This window comes from Thermodesulfovibrio sp. TK500a (genome assembly GCF_055381765.1).
The window spans coordinates 588,063-603,785 of sequence record NZ_AP041606.1; the positions used below are offsets into that span (position 1 = coordinate 588,063).

Annotated in this window: 13 protein-coding genes and 1 CRISPR repeat array; of the genes, 2 read left to right on the forward strand and 11 right to left on the reverse strand. The window is 34.9% G+C overall.

Annotated elements, in window-relative coordinates; translation table 11 throughout:
- The first annotated feature begins 6 nt into the window (after positions 1–6).
- On the forward strand, positions 7–1,020 hold the full coding sequence (locus ACZ430_RS03105; protein ID WP_464910686.1) for a reverse transcriptase domain-containing protein: 1,014 nt from the start codon (positions 7–9) through the stop codon (positions 1,018–1,020).
- Between the two features lie 140 nt (positions 1,021–1,160).
- Positions 1,161–4,367: a CRISPR direct-repeat array (repeat unit 30 nt; unit sequence GTTTCAATTCCTCATAGGTAGGCTCGCAAC).
- A 199-nt stretch (positions 4,368–4,566) separates the two neighbouring features.
- Here the strand turns inward: ACZ430_RS03105 and cas2 are convergent.
- The 11 genes from cas2 to ACZ430_RS03160 form a co-directional block, all read right to left on the reverse strand.
- A complete protein-coding gene (cas2, locus tag ACZ430_RS03110) occupies positions 4,567–4,830 on the reverse strand; it encodes a CRISPR-associated endonuclease Cas2 (protein WP_297212923.1) in 264 nt (87 codons plus the stop codon).
- Positions 4,831–5,823, reverse strand: coding sequence for a type I-B CRISPR-associated endonuclease Cas1b (cas1b, locus tag ACZ430_RS03115; protein ID WP_297212925.1), 993 nt, complete (start codon positions 5,821–5,823; stop codon positions 4,831–4,833).
- 81 nt (positions 5,824–5,904) lie between these two features.
- Positions 5,905–6,315, reverse strand: coding sequence for a HEPN domain-containing protein (locus tag ACZ430_RS03120; protein ID WP_297212927.1), 411 nt, complete (start codon positions 6,313–6,315; stop codon positions 5,905–5,907).
- Positions 6,312–6,803 (reverse strand): nucleotidyltransferase domain-containing protein, encoded by a 492-nt coding sequence (locus ACZ430_RS03125; RefSeq protein WP_464910687.1) that lies wholly within the window; start codon positions 6,801–6,803, stop codon positions 6,312–6,314. The genes ACZ430_RS03120 and ACZ430_RS03125 overlap by 4 nt, the downstream gene beginning before the upstream one ends.
- A gap of 24 nt (positions 6,804–6,827) precedes the next feature.
- Positions 6,828–7,340 (reverse strand): CRISPR-associated protein Cas4, encoded by a 513-nt coding sequence (cas4, locus tag ACZ430_RS03130; RefSeq protein ID WP_297212931.1) that lies wholly within the window; start codon positions 7,338–7,340, stop codon positions 6,828–6,830.
- Positions 7,340–9,835 (reverse strand): CRISPR-associated helicase Cas3', encoded by a 2,496-nt coding sequence (cas3, locus tag ACZ430_RS03135; protein ID WP_464910688.1) that lies wholly within the window; start codon positions 9,833–9,835, stop codon positions 7,340–7,342. Before cas3 ends, cas4 begins: the two co-directional genes overlap by 1 nt.
- Positions 9,835–10,575 carry a type I-B CRISPR-associated protein Cas5b gene (cas5b, locus tag ACZ430_RS03140; protein ID WP_297212935.1) on the reverse strand — a complete coding sequence of 247 codons (741 nt, stop codon included), beginning with the start codon at positions 10,573–10,575 and terminating at the stop codon, positions 9,835–9,837. The genes cas3 and cas5b overlap by 1 nt, the downstream gene beginning before the upstream one ends.
- Before the next feature lie 8 nt (positions 10,576–10,583).
- Positions 10,584–11,573 (reverse strand): type I-B CRISPR-associated protein Cas7/Csh2, encoded by a 990-nt coding sequence (gene cas7b, locus ACZ430_RS03145; RefSeq protein WP_297212937.1) that lies wholly within the window; start codon positions 11,571–11,573, stop codon positions 10,584–10,586.
- Positions 11,560–13,548, reverse strand: coding sequence for a TIGR02556 family CRISPR-associated protein (locus ACZ430_RS03150; RefSeq protein ID WP_297212938.1), 1,989 nt, complete (start codon positions 13,546–13,548; stop codon positions 11,560–11,562). The genes cas7b and ACZ430_RS03150 overlap by 14 nt, the downstream gene beginning before the upstream one ends.
- Positions 13,549–13,657: 109 nt before the next feature.
- Positions 13,658–14,407: a CRISPR-associated endoribonuclease Cas6 gene (gene cas6 / locus ACZ430_RS03155; RefSeq protein ID WP_297212940.1), complete on the reverse strand. Its 750-nt coding sequence runs from the start codon at positions 14,405–14,407 to the stop codon at positions 13,658–13,660.
- Between the two features lie 16 nt (positions 14,408–14,423).
- The gene (locus tag ACZ430_RS03160) at positions 14,424–14,954 is read right to left on the reverse strand and encodes a YqhA family protein (protein ID WP_297212942.1); all 531 of its coding nucleotides are present in this window, start codon (positions 14,952–14,954) and stop codon (positions 14,424–14,426) included.
- A gap of 158 nt (positions 14,955–15,112) precedes the next feature.
- Here ACZ430_RS03160 and yedF point away from each other — a divergent pair, with 158 nt between their 5' ends.
- Complete coding sequence (gene yedF / locus ACZ430_RS03165; RefSeq protein WP_297212944.1) at positions 15,113–15,694, forward strand: sulfurtransferase-like selenium metabolism protein YedF; 582 nt, start codon at positions 15,113–15,115, stop codon at positions 15,692–15,694.
- The last annotated feature ends 29 nt before the right edge of the window (positions 15,695–15,723 follow it).

The following is a 15,723-nucleotide window of genomic DNA, read 5'->3' on the forward strand; positions in this document are numbered from 1 at the left end:
GGTTAAATGCCTATAACTTATTCTAATTTGTATCCGCAAATTTATGATTTTCAAAATTTATATGATGCCTACTTAAAAGCCCGTAAAGGCAAAAGATATAGAAAAGAGGTTCTTACTTTCTCTTCAACCCTTGAGGAAAATCTTATTATTTTACAAAATGAGCTTATCTGGAAAACATGGATTCCTTCTCCATTTAGAGAATTTTATGTATATGATCCCAAAAAACGATTAATTCAAGCGCCCTGTTTTAGAGACAGAGTGATCCATCATGCTATATGTAATATAATAGAGTCATTATTTGAGAGAAAGTTTATATATGATAGTTATGCGTGCAGAAAAACAAAAGGAACACATGCAGCGGTTAAAAGATGCCAGGCATTTATGAGAAGACTGCCACGAAACAGTTATGTGCTTAAGGCAGATATAAGCCAGTATTTTCCAAGTATAAATCATGATATATTGATGAAGATTATAAAAAGAACAATTTCATGTAAAGATACCTTATGGCTTATTGAAAAGATTGTGAGAATTGATGATATAGGGCTACCAATTGGTGCTTTGACAAGTCAGTTATTTGCAAACGTGTATCTTTCTATGTTTGATCATTTTGTTAAGGATTATCTCGGGGTTAAATATTATGTCAGATATATGGATGATTTTATTATTATTCATCATGATAAACAATATCTCAAATCATTGTTATCAGAGATAGAAAGCTTTCTTTCAGAAAAACTTATGTTAAAGCTCAATCCTAAAACCCATATCTATCCCATGAGACATGGTATAGACTTTTGTGGCTATCGCATCTGGCCTACGCATATATTACCGAGAAAAAGAAACATTAAGAGGGCAAAAAAGCGTTTTAAAAAATTTATGAGACTTTATAATGAAGGCGAAATAACATTAAATAAAATTAAAAGCTCTATAATGAGCTTTATTGGCTATATGAAGCATTGTAATGGATATAGAAGCTTATCTTATATACTCTATGAAACTGTTTTAACAAGAACCCCAGTCTAAACATGTAGTGTTCCAGAAATTTCCAGGAAAATCCCTCCTGATCCCGAATCCTATATTTTTTAACTAAATATTCTCAAATCTCTGTTACTTTTTCTCAAACCTTTTGTTAAGTTACAGCAGAGCAAGCCCGAAAGCAAGAAGTTTCAATTCCTCATAGGTAGGCTCGCAACTATTCCAGAAAAGAAAAGGTTGAGGGATGTCCTTGAGTTTCAATTCCTCATAGGTAGGCTCGCAACGGCCTTGACTTTGGGGGTTGGGCTTGTATATACTTGGTTTCAATTCCTCATAGGTAGGCTCGCAACGATGGAAGCGTCAAGCGCACAAGGACGCATACGTGGGTTTCAATTCCTCATAGGTAGGCTCGCAACCTCGGCGTAAGCCATCAAACGGTAAAAAAAGCCTGGTTTCAATTCCTCATAGGTAGGCTCGCAACAAATTTGATTGCATCAGGGTTATCACAGATTGTGAGTTTCAATTCCTCATAGGTAGGCTCGCAACGGCCTTGACTTTGGGGGTTGGGCTTGTATATACTTGGTTTCAATTCCTCATAGGTAGGCTCGCAACGATGGAAGCGTCAAGCGCACAAGGACGCATACGTGGGTTTCAATTCCTCATAGGTAGGCTCGCAACCTCGGCGTAAGCCATCAAACGGTAAAAAAAGCCTGGTTTCAATTCCTCATAGGTAGGCTCGCAACAAATTTGATTGCATCAGGGTTATCACAGATTGTGAGTTTCAATTCCTCATAGGTAGGCTCGCAACAATTGTTACTACAATTTGTCCGTTTGAAATTCTCTGTTTCAATTCCTCATAGGTAGGCTCGCAACGAAACAAATACAGGCATTCAGGGAGCACCTGATTGCAAGTTTCAATTCCTCATAGGTAGGCTCGCAACTTAGCTTTTATTATGAGAAGGCCTTGCAAGAGCTGATGTTTCAATTCCTCATAGGTAGGCTCGCAACGCATACGGCAACCATTTGCCGTCCGCCCCATTAATAGTTTCAATTCCTCATAGGTAGGCTCGCAACAAAACCAAGGAGGGAAAAAATGAAAAAGCAAACAAAGTTTCAATTCCTCATAGGTAGGCTCGCAACACAACACAAGCGAAGTGACTGGCACGGTGGTAGAAAGTTTCAATTCCTCATAGGTAGGCTCGCAACTGTCATAATGCCACGGACAAAGGTCCCTCATGACAGTTTCAATTCCTCATAGGTAGGCTCGCAACTTATAGCCATCAATCAGCTCTTGCAAGGCCTTTTCAGTTTCAATTCCTCATAGGTAGGCTCGCAACAAAAAGCCCCTGTGGCTGAAATATCAAAGAATTTTTGTTTCAATTCCTCATAGGTAGGCTCGCAACACCCTCATTTTTGGTTGTAACCTTGTCATTTTGGTTGGTTTCAATTCCTCATAGGTAGGCTCGCAACATGGCACAGATGCGCTTTTTTTGTTGTTAGAGACTTGTTTCAATTCCTCATAGGTAGGCTCGCAACTTGCACCCCTCACGGGTGAAGGCATAGGGAAGGTATTGTTTCAATTCCTCATAGGTAGGCTCGCAACCGTGCGATGTCTTGTGGCAAGGTATTGATTTTCTTAAGTTTCAATTCCTCATAGGTAGGCTCGCAACGCTAAAGCTTGCCTTCAGAACTGATTGGATCAAACGCGTTTCAATTCCTCATAGGTAGGCTCGCAACGATAGCTTTGTCAAGAGGAAAATTGCAAAATGGATGTGTTTCAATTCCTCATAGGTAGGCTCGCAACGGTTGGAAAGAAAAGAGGTTGAGAGGTTGCTCGGCGGTTTCAATTCCTCATAGGTAGGCTCGCAACAAGGCTTGGTAAACATCCAAAAGTTATATACATAGAGTTTCAATTCCTCATAGGTAGGCTCGCAACGAGCAAAGAAGGCTTGAGAAAAAGACAATTCAGGCAGGTTTCAATTCCTCATAGGTAGGCTCGCAACACTCAGCGCCCTTACCCTACACCTGCAGTTGTAGCCGTTTCAATTCCTCATAGGTAGGCTCGCAACTGATACTTGGAGCAGTTTTAGGACTACTTGGCAGTAGTTTCAATTCCTCATAGGTAGGCTCGCAACCCTTATTGCATAGCCGATTTTGATATTCTTAGGATTGTTTCAATTCCTCATAGGTAGGCTCGCAACCCTACTGTATAGATGAAACACCGCCAGATCTACTGGTTTCAATTCCTCATAGGTAGGCTCGCAACGAAGAGGTTGCAACCGACCTTCTCAGAGTCGGCCTGTTTCAATTCCTCATAGGTAGGCTCGCAACAAGCTGCAGTGCTGCATCTCTATGCTCAATGCCTTTGTTTCAATTCCTCATAGGTAGGCTCGCAACCTTGTCAGGTTTTTTAGTCCCTTCCTTATAGTGCCTCCTGTTTCAATTCCTCATAGGTAGGCTCGCAACGATTTGTGTATGTGTCTGGAGTGCCAGGCGTCTTTGGTTTCAATTCCTCATAGGTAGGCTCGCAACCTGGTGTGAGCCTGCCATCCCTCATCAGTTCTTCACAGTTTCAATTCCTCATAGGTAGGCTCGCAACGAGGATTTTTGCTTTCAGCTTGATTGGGATGAGGCGTTTCAATTCCTCATAGGTAGGCTCGCAACGGTTTACACTTTGGTTTACACTTTCAGGCTGAAAGTGGTTTCAATTCCTCATAGGTAGGCTCGCAACTAAATATATAGGTGAAGACTATGTCCTGATACCTATGGGTTTCAATTCCTCATAGGTAGGCTCGCAACGCCTCAGACAATGGTTGACAGGCGAAAAGAAATTAGTTTCAATTCCTCATAGGTAGGCTCGCAACAAACCGGGTGATGATGTTGTAGATGCATCGGATACTAGTTTCAATTCCTCATAGGTAGGCTCGCAACCCACAGAAATTGACAGTGTCGTTGTCTCTGCTGTCTGTTTCAATTCCTCATAGGTAGGCTCGCAACGCAACGACCCTCTTTCAGTACGATCCGCTTCCAGTAGGTTTCAATTCCTCATAGGTAGGCTCGCAACTATTACCCTGCCATTTTTTCTCAGATTTCAATTTCAGTTTCAATTCCTCATAGGTAGGCTCGCAACTGTGATGTAGTTCAGTATTAGATTGATTATCATGGTGTTTCAATTCCTCATAGGTAGGCTCGCAACTCATGTTGGAAAACTGATAACTGATACCGAAGCAGGTTTCAATTCCTCATAGGTAGGCTCGCAACCGTTATTATTGTCAATCAACTCTTGCAGAGCTTTTTCAGTTTCAATTCCTCATAGGTAGGCTCGCAACTCCAGTTGCAATTTTCTTCACCCACTTCACCCAACCGTTTCAATTCCTCATAGGTAGGCTCGCAACCAATTGGGATATTGTAATATCAATAGTTTCGCCTTGTCAATGAACGTGTAAATTTTTTAAATTTTATCAAAATAAAATTGATTTTTCAAGACAAATCGTGTTGTCGAAATAGCGGAATTTTTGCACTATTGAGGGCAGACGAAATTCGCAAACTAAAACCTCTATGCCACCAAAGTAGCTAAACTTAAGCAGATAAACCCTAAATTATTAACTCCTCTCCTCCTTTCCTGACACCCATCGTCTCTCTTTTTGTATACCAGGCATTGCGAAATGTATAGATTATCACCGAATCTTCTTTTTCATTAATGATTTTCCTGAGTTCCAGCTTAAGTTTCTCAAGTTTGGCCTCACTTATATCTCCCTCAAAAACGGAATTTTGAACCCAGTGTAGATACTTCCTGCAGGTCTTAAGCACTTTTGCTACTCTCTTTTCATTTATATCGTATACAAGTATTATCTTCATTTACCATCCCGTGACAAAAGGTTTATAATCTTCCTCTTCCATGATATGCTTCTGAATTTTGTAAAGCTCGAGCCTAATCAGTTCCCTGTATGAGACATGTCTTCCAAGCCTTCGATGCTGAATTGTGCTCCTGAGTCGCTCATCCATCTCTTGTATAATCAGCTGCTTACCCTTGTCATTTAGCACCACTCCCTCAAGTTTCTTCTCAAAGTGTTGTGCTTTTATAATTCCTTTGTTTACCAAACTAAAAATGACTCTATCCGCAATAATTGGCTTAAAAATCTCTGCTACATCAAGATTTAAAGTGAATCTTCTAAAGTTTGTCGTATGAAGAAATCCAATTCGAGGGTCGAGATGGGTCTGATAGATTTCGCTTAGACAAACAGTATAGATAAGAGAGTTGGCAAAGCTTATGAGTGCATTAAGCCTGTTTTTCGGAGGACGCTTTGTTCTCGACTCAAAAATGAAATGTTCGTTATCAAGTATGATGTCAAATGTCTTATAGTAATAATCTCTTACATTGCCCTCTAAAGCCATCAGCTCCTCGGTGCTCTGACAATCAGGCACTTTCTCATAGAGGCTTTCAATTCGCTCAATGCTCTCTCTGAGAGATTTTCCACGATTGTCATAGTAGATGAGTACTTTCATTATGTTCTCAATTCCGCCAGATACAAACTTCTTTGCAAGAGTTAGCCTTCTGTTTTCATCAAGATAATGCTCTGCCTGCCTGAGTATCATGTAACCAGAGTTTAAATGCTCTCTTGGATAGAAAGAACCTACATAGTAGCCGTAGTAATTAAAAAAGTGAAGGATTATTTCAGATTCCGTTAGAAACTCAAGGAGACGTTTGTTTATTGTGACTTCACCAAATACTAAAATCTCACGAGTGTTTTCAACGGGTATGTATTTTTTACCTTCTTCTGTTTCAAAATAGAGAGTGTTATCCTTTCGCTTGAGCTCGCCATCTGAGAATATGTAGATTGATTTTTTCAAGAAATTATCCTCATTGAACAAATCAATTTCATCTAATCCATAAAGACTATCTTATGCCGTGACATCCTCAATAAACTTAAATCATTCGCTCAATAATCTATATGCAAGTTCGATTACAAATTTTGTCTCTTCGATGGCAAATTTTGCATCTTCGTTAGTATATTCCTCCGTGGGTATGAAGTCTATGTCTCCGTAAAAAGCTAATTCCCTCTCCTTTCTGAGTTTTTTTGAAATTCTAACAAGTCTCTCGATTTCGTCTTCACCAATTTCGGGGAAACTTTCTTTGTGCTCAATGAACAGAAAACTTACGTCGTGAAATTTTGGAGGGTCAATGCCTCTCAATCGAAGCATTGCCTTTGTAACAAGCTCTACTACCTCTTGAGCCTCTCTAATTACGTCTGAGAAAGCTTCTTTTGAAAGCAAAAATTCCAGCATTTGAAATCTTACGTTTGCTTTCTTCATATAACTTATTGCAAGATTTCTTTGGTTCATAGGTCTATATTCTTTCCAGATTTTGTGTGTGACTTAATTATCCAATACCAGGCACTACCAAGCCAGACTCTCTTTGCATCAATAAGTTTGAGTTTCTCTCTAAGGTTATGAATGTAGTCTTTAAAAAAATCATTACGATCAAAAAGAATCCTTCCATCTTCTATTAAGTCTAAAAAAAGAAAACTACCCTGTCTAATCTCCTCGGGAGCACGAATTATTGGTGATAAAGAAGTAAAGATTCCCTCTTTTCTTAATCTACCTATAAGAGGGTCTACTTCTTCTTCAACTTTATCAAACTCTTCAATACGTTTTAGTCTTGACTTTGGTAAGTTCTCAACAACTATCAATAAATCAATATCTGAGTCTGGTCTGTGTTTTTTTCTAGCCACTGAGCCAAAAAGAACAACTGATATCAAACGTTCATTATAATGTTTTTTTAATGCTTCAACTGTCTTGTCAAGTAATTCGTTAAATTTTTCTCTAAGCATTCTCTATTTTACCATTCTTTTAATTTAAGCCCAACATAGCTCCTGATAACCACATTTTTTACAAAACTTTATTAATTTTGGCTTAGGAGCTCTATCCTGTTCAATAATTCTTTTAATTTCATCAATTGCAATTTTTAACTCTTCTTTAATATCCTCTGTGAGCTCTACAGTTACTTTCTTTCTCTCTTTTGGAAAAAGGAGCTCTCCCCGTGCCTCAATCCCAAGCATCTTAAGCCTCATAAGATAATAGGCAAGCTGCATACGAGCAGATTTTTCAAAACGGGAGCTTTTCTTTACCTCTGCCACAACGACCTCAGCACCTTCAGTTTTTACCAAATCTATCACCATGCCTCCAGATTGCTCTGGTGTTTGGATTATCACTTCTTTTCGCTCTTTTGCATATGCTTCATTACTTATAAGCCTTCCAAGCTCGATGAATGGATTTGCTTGGTAGGGCTCAAGATGCCTACTCATGAGCCAGACCTCTCTGGGACAGATGTAGTAATACCATATGAGAGTGGGTGATGGAAGAGTCATTAGAGAATATCTACAGTTGAGATATGCTTATAACCTGTTTCAATATCATAGTAGCTTTCAAGCTGTAAGTAAGGTACAAAATAAAATTCAGATTTTTCAATTCTTGGAGCTACATTATCCATTAATCTTCGTTCTCTTACAGAAACTACATATTCATAGAATTTTCTTCTCAATTTAAGGTAAGATTTTTTCCGCTCTGCAATGTCTTTTTGATTCAATACACATTCAATAAATTTATCCTTTATTTGAGAGCTATTGTCATCTAATTCAACAAAAATATCAACAAATCTTCCTTTTTCACTAATAATCTGAAAATCGCTAATATTTCGTAAATTACTGTGATAAAAGTTTAGTGACTCAATAGCTTCAAGGATATATTTTGATTTATCATTGCTAATTTTCTCTTTGACTTTGGAAAAATATTGATTTATCAGTTCGTAAAAATTTTTCTCCTGTATGGTTGTCTTTAAAAGCTCCCTGGCAATCCAAAGATGAATTTTACCATAAACATATTCTGATTTACCGTCCATCAGATTTAGTATATAAATGTCCCTTGGTTTATCAAATTTATAATTTCTATTACATCTACCAGCAACTTGAATGACTGAATCTAAAGGTCCAATGTCCCTGAATACTAAATCAAAGTCAAGGTCAACGCCCGCTTCAACGACTTGGGTTGAAACCAAAATTGGTTTTTTCCCCTGTCTCATAAGTTCATTAAGAATTTTTATTCTTATAGCCCTTTGAAGAGGAGTAATGTTTGTTGAAAGATAGAAAATCGTCTGTTTGTTTTTATAAGTCTCCATCAGTTCCTCATACTCAAGTCTTCTTTTCTTACCATTTTCTTTTTCTAATTCTGTGAAGCCTTCGTAGTTTAATTTTCCTTTGAGGGTGATATAAATCTCTATTGACTTAGCTATTGTATTTGAAACAATCAAAGTTGCCTTATTCTCGATCTCATACTTGAATTTTTCTATAAATTCATCAGTTGATATTTCTTTAACAATAGGTTTAAGACACACTCTGTTTAATTCTCTAAAATATCTTTCATTATCATCAATGAGCTCTACTGCTTTTTCATGTAGAAGTAATGGCTTTGTTGCTGTCATTAATACTACCCAGCAACCAATAAATTCTGTTAATTTGTGAAGTACTTTATCTACTAAGTTCCAATATTCAATAGGTATATTTTGAACTTCATCTAAAATAATTATGCTTCCTGCAATGTTGTGAAATTTTTTTAAAAAACTATTTTTATAAGCTATCACACTGTGTAAAAATTGAATAAATGTTGTAACAATTATCTCAGAATCCCAAGATTCTTTAAGCAGTAAAGCTTCTTCAATCGGTCTGTATTCATCATTTTCTCTATACTCCATATCAGCTAAATGATGATGTTTGATTATGTAATTAGATTTATTTTGAAAGAAATCGTCTCCTAATAAACTTAGAACATCGCAAAAGACATTGTAATTTTGCTCAATTATTGTTATGAAAGGCAGAGAGTAAATAATTTTTGGTTTTAATCCTGTTTCTTTATTTATCTTATCACGGAGTTTTAAAGCAAATGATAGAGCCGTAAGAGTTTTCCCACATCCGGTGGGTGCAGTTAAGGTAAATATTCTCTGTTCATCCACTGATATACTATTAACTTTTTGATTCACTCTCCTGTATATTTCCCATCGAATACTATTTATTTTAGAATCACTAAGCATAAATTTCTCTCGTAAATATCTATCTACTAAATCAAATGGAATTTCTTTACTTGAAGATTGAACAGCCCTTTCTCGTCCTGCTGATTTTTTGTCGGCATCAATCAAGGCTGAAAAAAGGAGTAATGTGATGAAATAGAGATTCATTTTGTCATCGCTTTCTAATCGATCTCCTTCTAAAAGTTGATATTTTAACATATCAAGATGTTTAAAGATTTCTATTATTGTTTTGTCCTGAAAAAAAGCTTCATCAATGTCTAACCCAATTGAAATCAACTCATCTTTGATGATAGGAAAATTTTTATTTATATCTTTTATCTGCTCACTCAAGATGGATATTTCTTCCTTCACAGAAACTGAGATTTTCTCTAACTTGGGATAATCCTCAATTTCTTTTGCTCTTGGAATTATCTCATCTGGACTTTTTAAATCTCCATGATGTCTGTACACAACTAAAAATGAAATTATAGGAAGGAAATCTTTATATCTTAAATTTGAAAAGAATTTCTCTTCTAATTTCTTTTTTATTATATATGCTGCAAAAATAGCTGATAAAAGGGAGTGATGTGCTCTTGAATCAGACGGTTTCCCTAATAAATGGTTCTGAAAAAATGATGTAAATTTACCGAAATCATGACAATTACCTATTATTAAAGCTAATTCCGAGAGTTCGGATAATTTTCCATTTATTTGAGAAACATAAAGTTTAGCATTTTCTCCTACAATTCTAAGATGATCCTTTAATAAAATTTCAGGATGTGAATAAAAATAAATTTGAGTCATTACAAAAAAATACCGTACTCTTGAACTTTATTCAGGCCTTCTGTGTAGGAGACGATGAATAGTTCTCCTTTAATTTTTACATTTGGTATTTTTTTACAATTTTTTTCAAAAATATATGCTCCAACCTTAGTAATTCTTCTTTCTGTGCTGAACTCTGTAGGAACTCTGTCTTCTTTTATAAATTTATAGCTTGCCTTGAAATCAATTGATTCAATGTTTTCTGTTGGTATGATTGTGCATATTTCAAATCTTTCTGAAGTTGATATTAGTTCAAAATCTGATGTTAAATCTAAGTATTTCAAAACTGCAGGGCATTCTGAAATGCCGAGATAAGGAGGATAATAATAATTGCCTGTCATTATTGTATCGTAGAGTTTGTTTACTATGTTTAGATCATTGTGTAAAAAATATACTCTATATTGCAATATATCTTCAATTGGCAGTACAAATTCAACCGGAACTTGAGTGTGTCCGCCATAACCGGTCACCTCTTTTTCATTTTTAGTTCTTATATAGTTTACTGTTTGTATAATCTTACGAATTGGCTTTCTTATTGCCAAACCAATCTTACAGTTATCCGAACTAAAAATCTCATAATAAGAGTCACGCTCATGTCCAAGAACTGCAGCAATTAAACCAGTTAAGACAGTCCTCGGAGGAAAAGAGTAAGACAGAGAAGATGAATTTGTATAGAATCTCCTAAAATGTGCAATTGTCCCTTCTAAATCAAAAATTAACATACTTTTTGTCATTTTTCTTTATGTGGAAGTAAGGCAATCTTGTCTTTTAATTTTTTTTCATCCTCTTTAGATTCTTTTAACTTATCCTCAGCAATAGATAATTCAGGATGAATCCACAGATAAATGGAGTTAATCCTTTCACTATTAGATTCAAAAATTTTATAGAGCTCATCTATATTTAGCTCAAATTCATTTATATCTCTTATGCTCTCAAGATTGAAGCCATTTTTAGCTTTTAAAGAAATATATCTTCTTAAATCTCCAATATAAGCTCCTTCCTTATACTCAACACGCATAAGTAGTCTTGGAGTTTGTCCTAATTTACTTCTTGTAGTTGCTTCTGACGGAATAGCTTCAATCAATGCGTTGTCAAGTGTTTTTATGTCATTTAGAGATAAACCAGTTTTTTCAGCTCTTTTTGAGCTAATAATTCCATAAAATGCTATAAAAGAGTAATAAACTCTCCAATCTTTACCTATAGTCCCATATTCCTCTCCCCTTCCTGCAAATGTTGAAGTAATTGATGAGGATGGAACTATTTCAACAGGATTTAGAGAGTATCCCCATGCAAACTGTACAGGGCCGGTGAAATTGACTCCTCCTCCTCTTTCTTCACCACCTTTTATAGGCATTGTTGCGCCAAATAATCTAACATCAATGAGAGTCTTTAATAACCAATCTATAAATTCTTTATCAGGCTTTTTTATGTCAACCTCTTTGTGTGTTTCAGTCTTATACGTTCCAGCTAAAGCTTCTAACCTTTTTGTAGCATCAACTATTTCATCATCTAATTTTGAAATCCATATTTCCAAACCTTTAGATTGCAAGTAGTCTCTTATATATCTCTTCAATCTAACATCACTTACAAGATTTCTATTCGTGATATAATCCATGCGTGGCTTGTTTTCTTCATCTGGGTCTCCATTGGGATTACACATTTTTGCATCATAAAGAAAAATTATTTCACTGTCTAATATTTTTTGACTATTCTTTTCCATTTGCTTCCTCCTCTTTATTCTCTAAGCTTTCTTTTTGTATTCCACTAATAATTGCCTTGTAAGTTTTAAAACTGTATCCTGAAAGGACATAAAATACATTGTCTTGAGGAGTTAAACTCCATTTAAGTTTGTTTGTCTCAAATAAATTCTTTGCCAAACAGTATATTTTTTCATTTCTTGATATCAAAATCCTATATTGTCTCATCTTTTCATAAACATCATTAAATAATCTTATGAGTTTGTTCAAATCCATTCCTTGAAAACTCACCTTATTCAATATCGCTTTCTTTTTATCTCCCTTTTTATATTGTTCAGCTCCGATTTCTCCAATAAGTAAGCCTAATAAAAAGAGTGATGCCATCTGTTCAGAGTATTTAGACTCTCTGAGAAAAGTAGTAATATTTTCATCTAATTCTAAAGAACTTAAATATTCTTGAGTATCATTCATTCTTTCACCTCTATCCAATAATTTTAGTTTTTCAAGATAAATCAGAAGAAGATTTTGGAATACTAAAGTCTGAGAAAAATTATAATCTTTAAAATCTGTATCAAATCTTATTTCACGAATTCTTTCAATGAATTCTTTTATCAAAACTTGATAATGGAATGGAATATTACTAAAAACTTGATAATAAAATGTTAATGTAAATTTCGTTTTTTTACTGATACTCTTTCCAATAGAAAATAAGTAATAAATTTTTCCAAGAGAAAGATACATATTGCGGTCATTAAAAATATTGAAACCTAAATTTTGAACCTCAATTGCTTTTTCTCTTATCTCATCTAACCTGCTTGGGGGGACATCCTGTATCAATTGATAAACTTTTAATTCAGCCTGTTTTTTCTCAGCAAAAAGGAAGTTTAACATAAAATTGTCCTGATAATTTTCATAAATTATGTAATCTTCTATTCTCTTCTGGAATTCATGTAAACCACCAAGGCTCGCTGATGCTGAAAACTTATCCTTGAAATAGTTAGACCATCGTTCAATTTTAAAAAATGGGAGCTTTTGAGATAGATGAAATGCAGGCAAAATATAGACATTTGATTTAGCAAAATAGATTTTCATTTTGTTTTTAATGAATGACTCAGCCGCTAATATGGATTCATAACAATTCCTGCAAATCGCATAATTTTTCAAAAAATTTTTATTTCCCTTTAGGTTACTCGAGAAACCAACTTTGTCAGTTATATAGAACTTAAACCAAAACTTTGTTGTATTCCAAGTTACCTCGCCTTCTGAACCACATACATGACATAATCCTTCATCTTTATTGTTGATAAAAATATCATCTATTAGACTACTGTAAATATATTTTTGGTAGTTATCATAGTTGATTAGTAATTGTCCATTCAAACTAAGAGTAAATAGAGATATTTCATTTTTATTCAAGTTTGTCTCTTTCTTTATATGATTCATTAGTTCATTTGATACGATCTCTACAGCTTTTTTTGCCCTTCTTCCAGAATATTCCTCTTTAACCTTGTTGATTACTTTTTCGGGGTAAAAATCCATTCCTATTTTAGATAAATCCCATATGTATCTGTATCTTTCGTATTGATTCTCTGTTGAACTAATTGATTCTTTATCTCCCAGATCAAAATAAATGGATTCTTTTAATTTTTTTAAGGTTTCCTTCAAATCACAATCAGGCAATTTTTTAATAAGATTAGGAATTGTTTGAGATATTAAGTATTCTAAATTATTAGTTGTTAACTTGTCTTGTTCAGAATTTGAAGGGGAGTTACCAACCCAAAGATATTTAACAGGGGTTTCATCTGATATTTCCTCGAGTTCAATATCAAGACTATAGCTCTCTAAGTCACCACTCCGTGAAATATTCAATATTACTAAATGTTGCTTTTTGTTATTTTTTTCTTTTGAAATGTCTTCTGCTAAAGCTCTGACAAAATCACCAACATCTGCTTGTTCTCTCAAGAGTTCTTTTCCGATTTGAAGCAATGATTCTATCATTTCTCTTAAAAATATCAAAAATTAGGACTTAAATTCAACTAAATTTCTAAAAAATTTTTAATTCAAATATTGGTAAAATTGTTCTGAAGTCTATATTTTCGCTTCTTATCTACCCCCTCCGCGACTCAATACATCCAAATCCTTGACTGTTCTTTGCACCGAGTCCTGTGTCAAAGGCAAGATTAAAGAGCTTTTCAGGCAGTCTTAGTTCAAAAATGCCATCCCATCCTTTTATTACTGTGCCTTTGTAAAACACTATCTTTTGATTCCTCGAGTTAACTCTTATTGGTCTGATTGAGCCCTCGTTCATCTCCTCTCCTGTGAGAGCCCTTAATTTCTTACTTAAATTTTCAATGATTAAGCGTTCGAAATCCTCCTCAAAGGGGCTAAAGTAGTAAGTCTTCTTCCTTCCATCATGAGTAAGAAGTGTGCTGTAAACGGTAATTGGCGATAAAGTTTCAACTATTATGTTTTCCTTGTATTCTGGCAATCCCTCAACTGAGACAGAATTTACGATAAATTTCTGCCCCGCTAAAGTAAATACTTGAGTTCGAATCATGTTCATTGCAAAGGACTCAATGAATTCTCCAAGTGGAGATGCTACGGTAAGATTAATATTTCCAAAAATTCTAATCTTGCCACTTCTAATTTCAAATTTTCCCTCTGGAATAAGTCTTGAAAAGGTGAACATTTTAAATCTTCTTTCTGTTTCAGGGTCTATAAAACCTTGATTATGTAAGTGTTCTGCTATCCAGCTTTCAAGTGACGAGTAAATAAATCCCTGAATTATTTCATTGTAGTGCAGTGGAAGATTTACAGGTTTCAAATTCTCAGCACAAAAGTTTATTTTAACACGCATTTTTTATTGCCAACTTCTAACTTCCATCTGATTTTTTTATATTTACCAGATAAAATGAAAAGGCGATTAGAAGAATGCCTATGGCAAGGAAAAGCAGATTAGTCATATTCCAGCTTTCTTGGCTTATAGAGTATTTGAAAAAAGTTACTATGAGAACCATTATTATTACCTTTGCAATCTTGTCTTTTAACTGGTCAAGAGAATGAATCATGAGAATTTTGGACGATTTAGTATCTTCCTCAATATGCTGAATTTTGCTGATAAACAATTCATATAAGCCTAATCCAAAAATCAGGAGTACAGTGGCTATTAAATAATTATCTATAGCGCCAATTATCTTTGTTATGGACTCTTTCTGGAGGTATTCTATGCTACTAACCTCAAGAAATAAAGTTTTTTTTATCAGAAGCAAAATATCATATGTCCCCAATAAAACAAGAAATGTGGCGGCAATGAGAGAAGATATGACGGCAAGAATGAGAATTAGTCTGCTTTCCCAAAGAAGTCTCTCGAGTATCCTTATTATGACTATTTCTAATCTTTTCATAGTTAATATTCTACCATCTAAGTTTAAATATTAAAAGAGACAAACTCTACTCCTAACGAAAAAATCTATACTTAATCAGAAATCAATCAGTAATATCTATTTCACAAATTATCTCGAAAGATGATAAATTTTATCAATCTATAGCAATAGGAGGAGCGATGCAAACTATAGATGCAAGAGGGCTTGGCTGTCCAAAACCAATTATTCTCGCCGAGGAAGCTTTGAGCAAAATTGAAGAAGGTTTCATTAAAGTTATTGTTGACAATGAAGCTTCAGCGGAAAATCTGAAAAGATATGCCGAAAGATTTGGCTATTATAATGAAATAGAACATCAAGATAATCTCTGGATTGTTAAAATTATTAAAGGCTACGCATGTAGAATAACAAAGAGTGAGGACAAAAAGAGCAAAAAACTACTCCTTGTAATAACATCTGATGTTATTGGTAAGGATGAAAACCTTGGAAAAATATTGATGAAAGCTTTTCTCGAGACCTTATTAGCTACTAATCAGATTCCTGACATGATATTTCTCATGAATACAGCTGTAAAACTCTCAACAGTGGATGAAGAGTTTATCGATATATTAAAAAAGATTGAAGAAAAAGGCGCCGAGATATTCACCTGCGGAACATGCCTTAAGTTTTTCAATCTTGAAGAAAGCCTGAAAGTCGGCTACCGAGGCACAACCAATCATTTTGTTGAAGGGTTGTTTGACTTTGAAAAAACCGTATGGCTTTAGTTTTTTCATCGTTAGAGTGGAAAAATTGA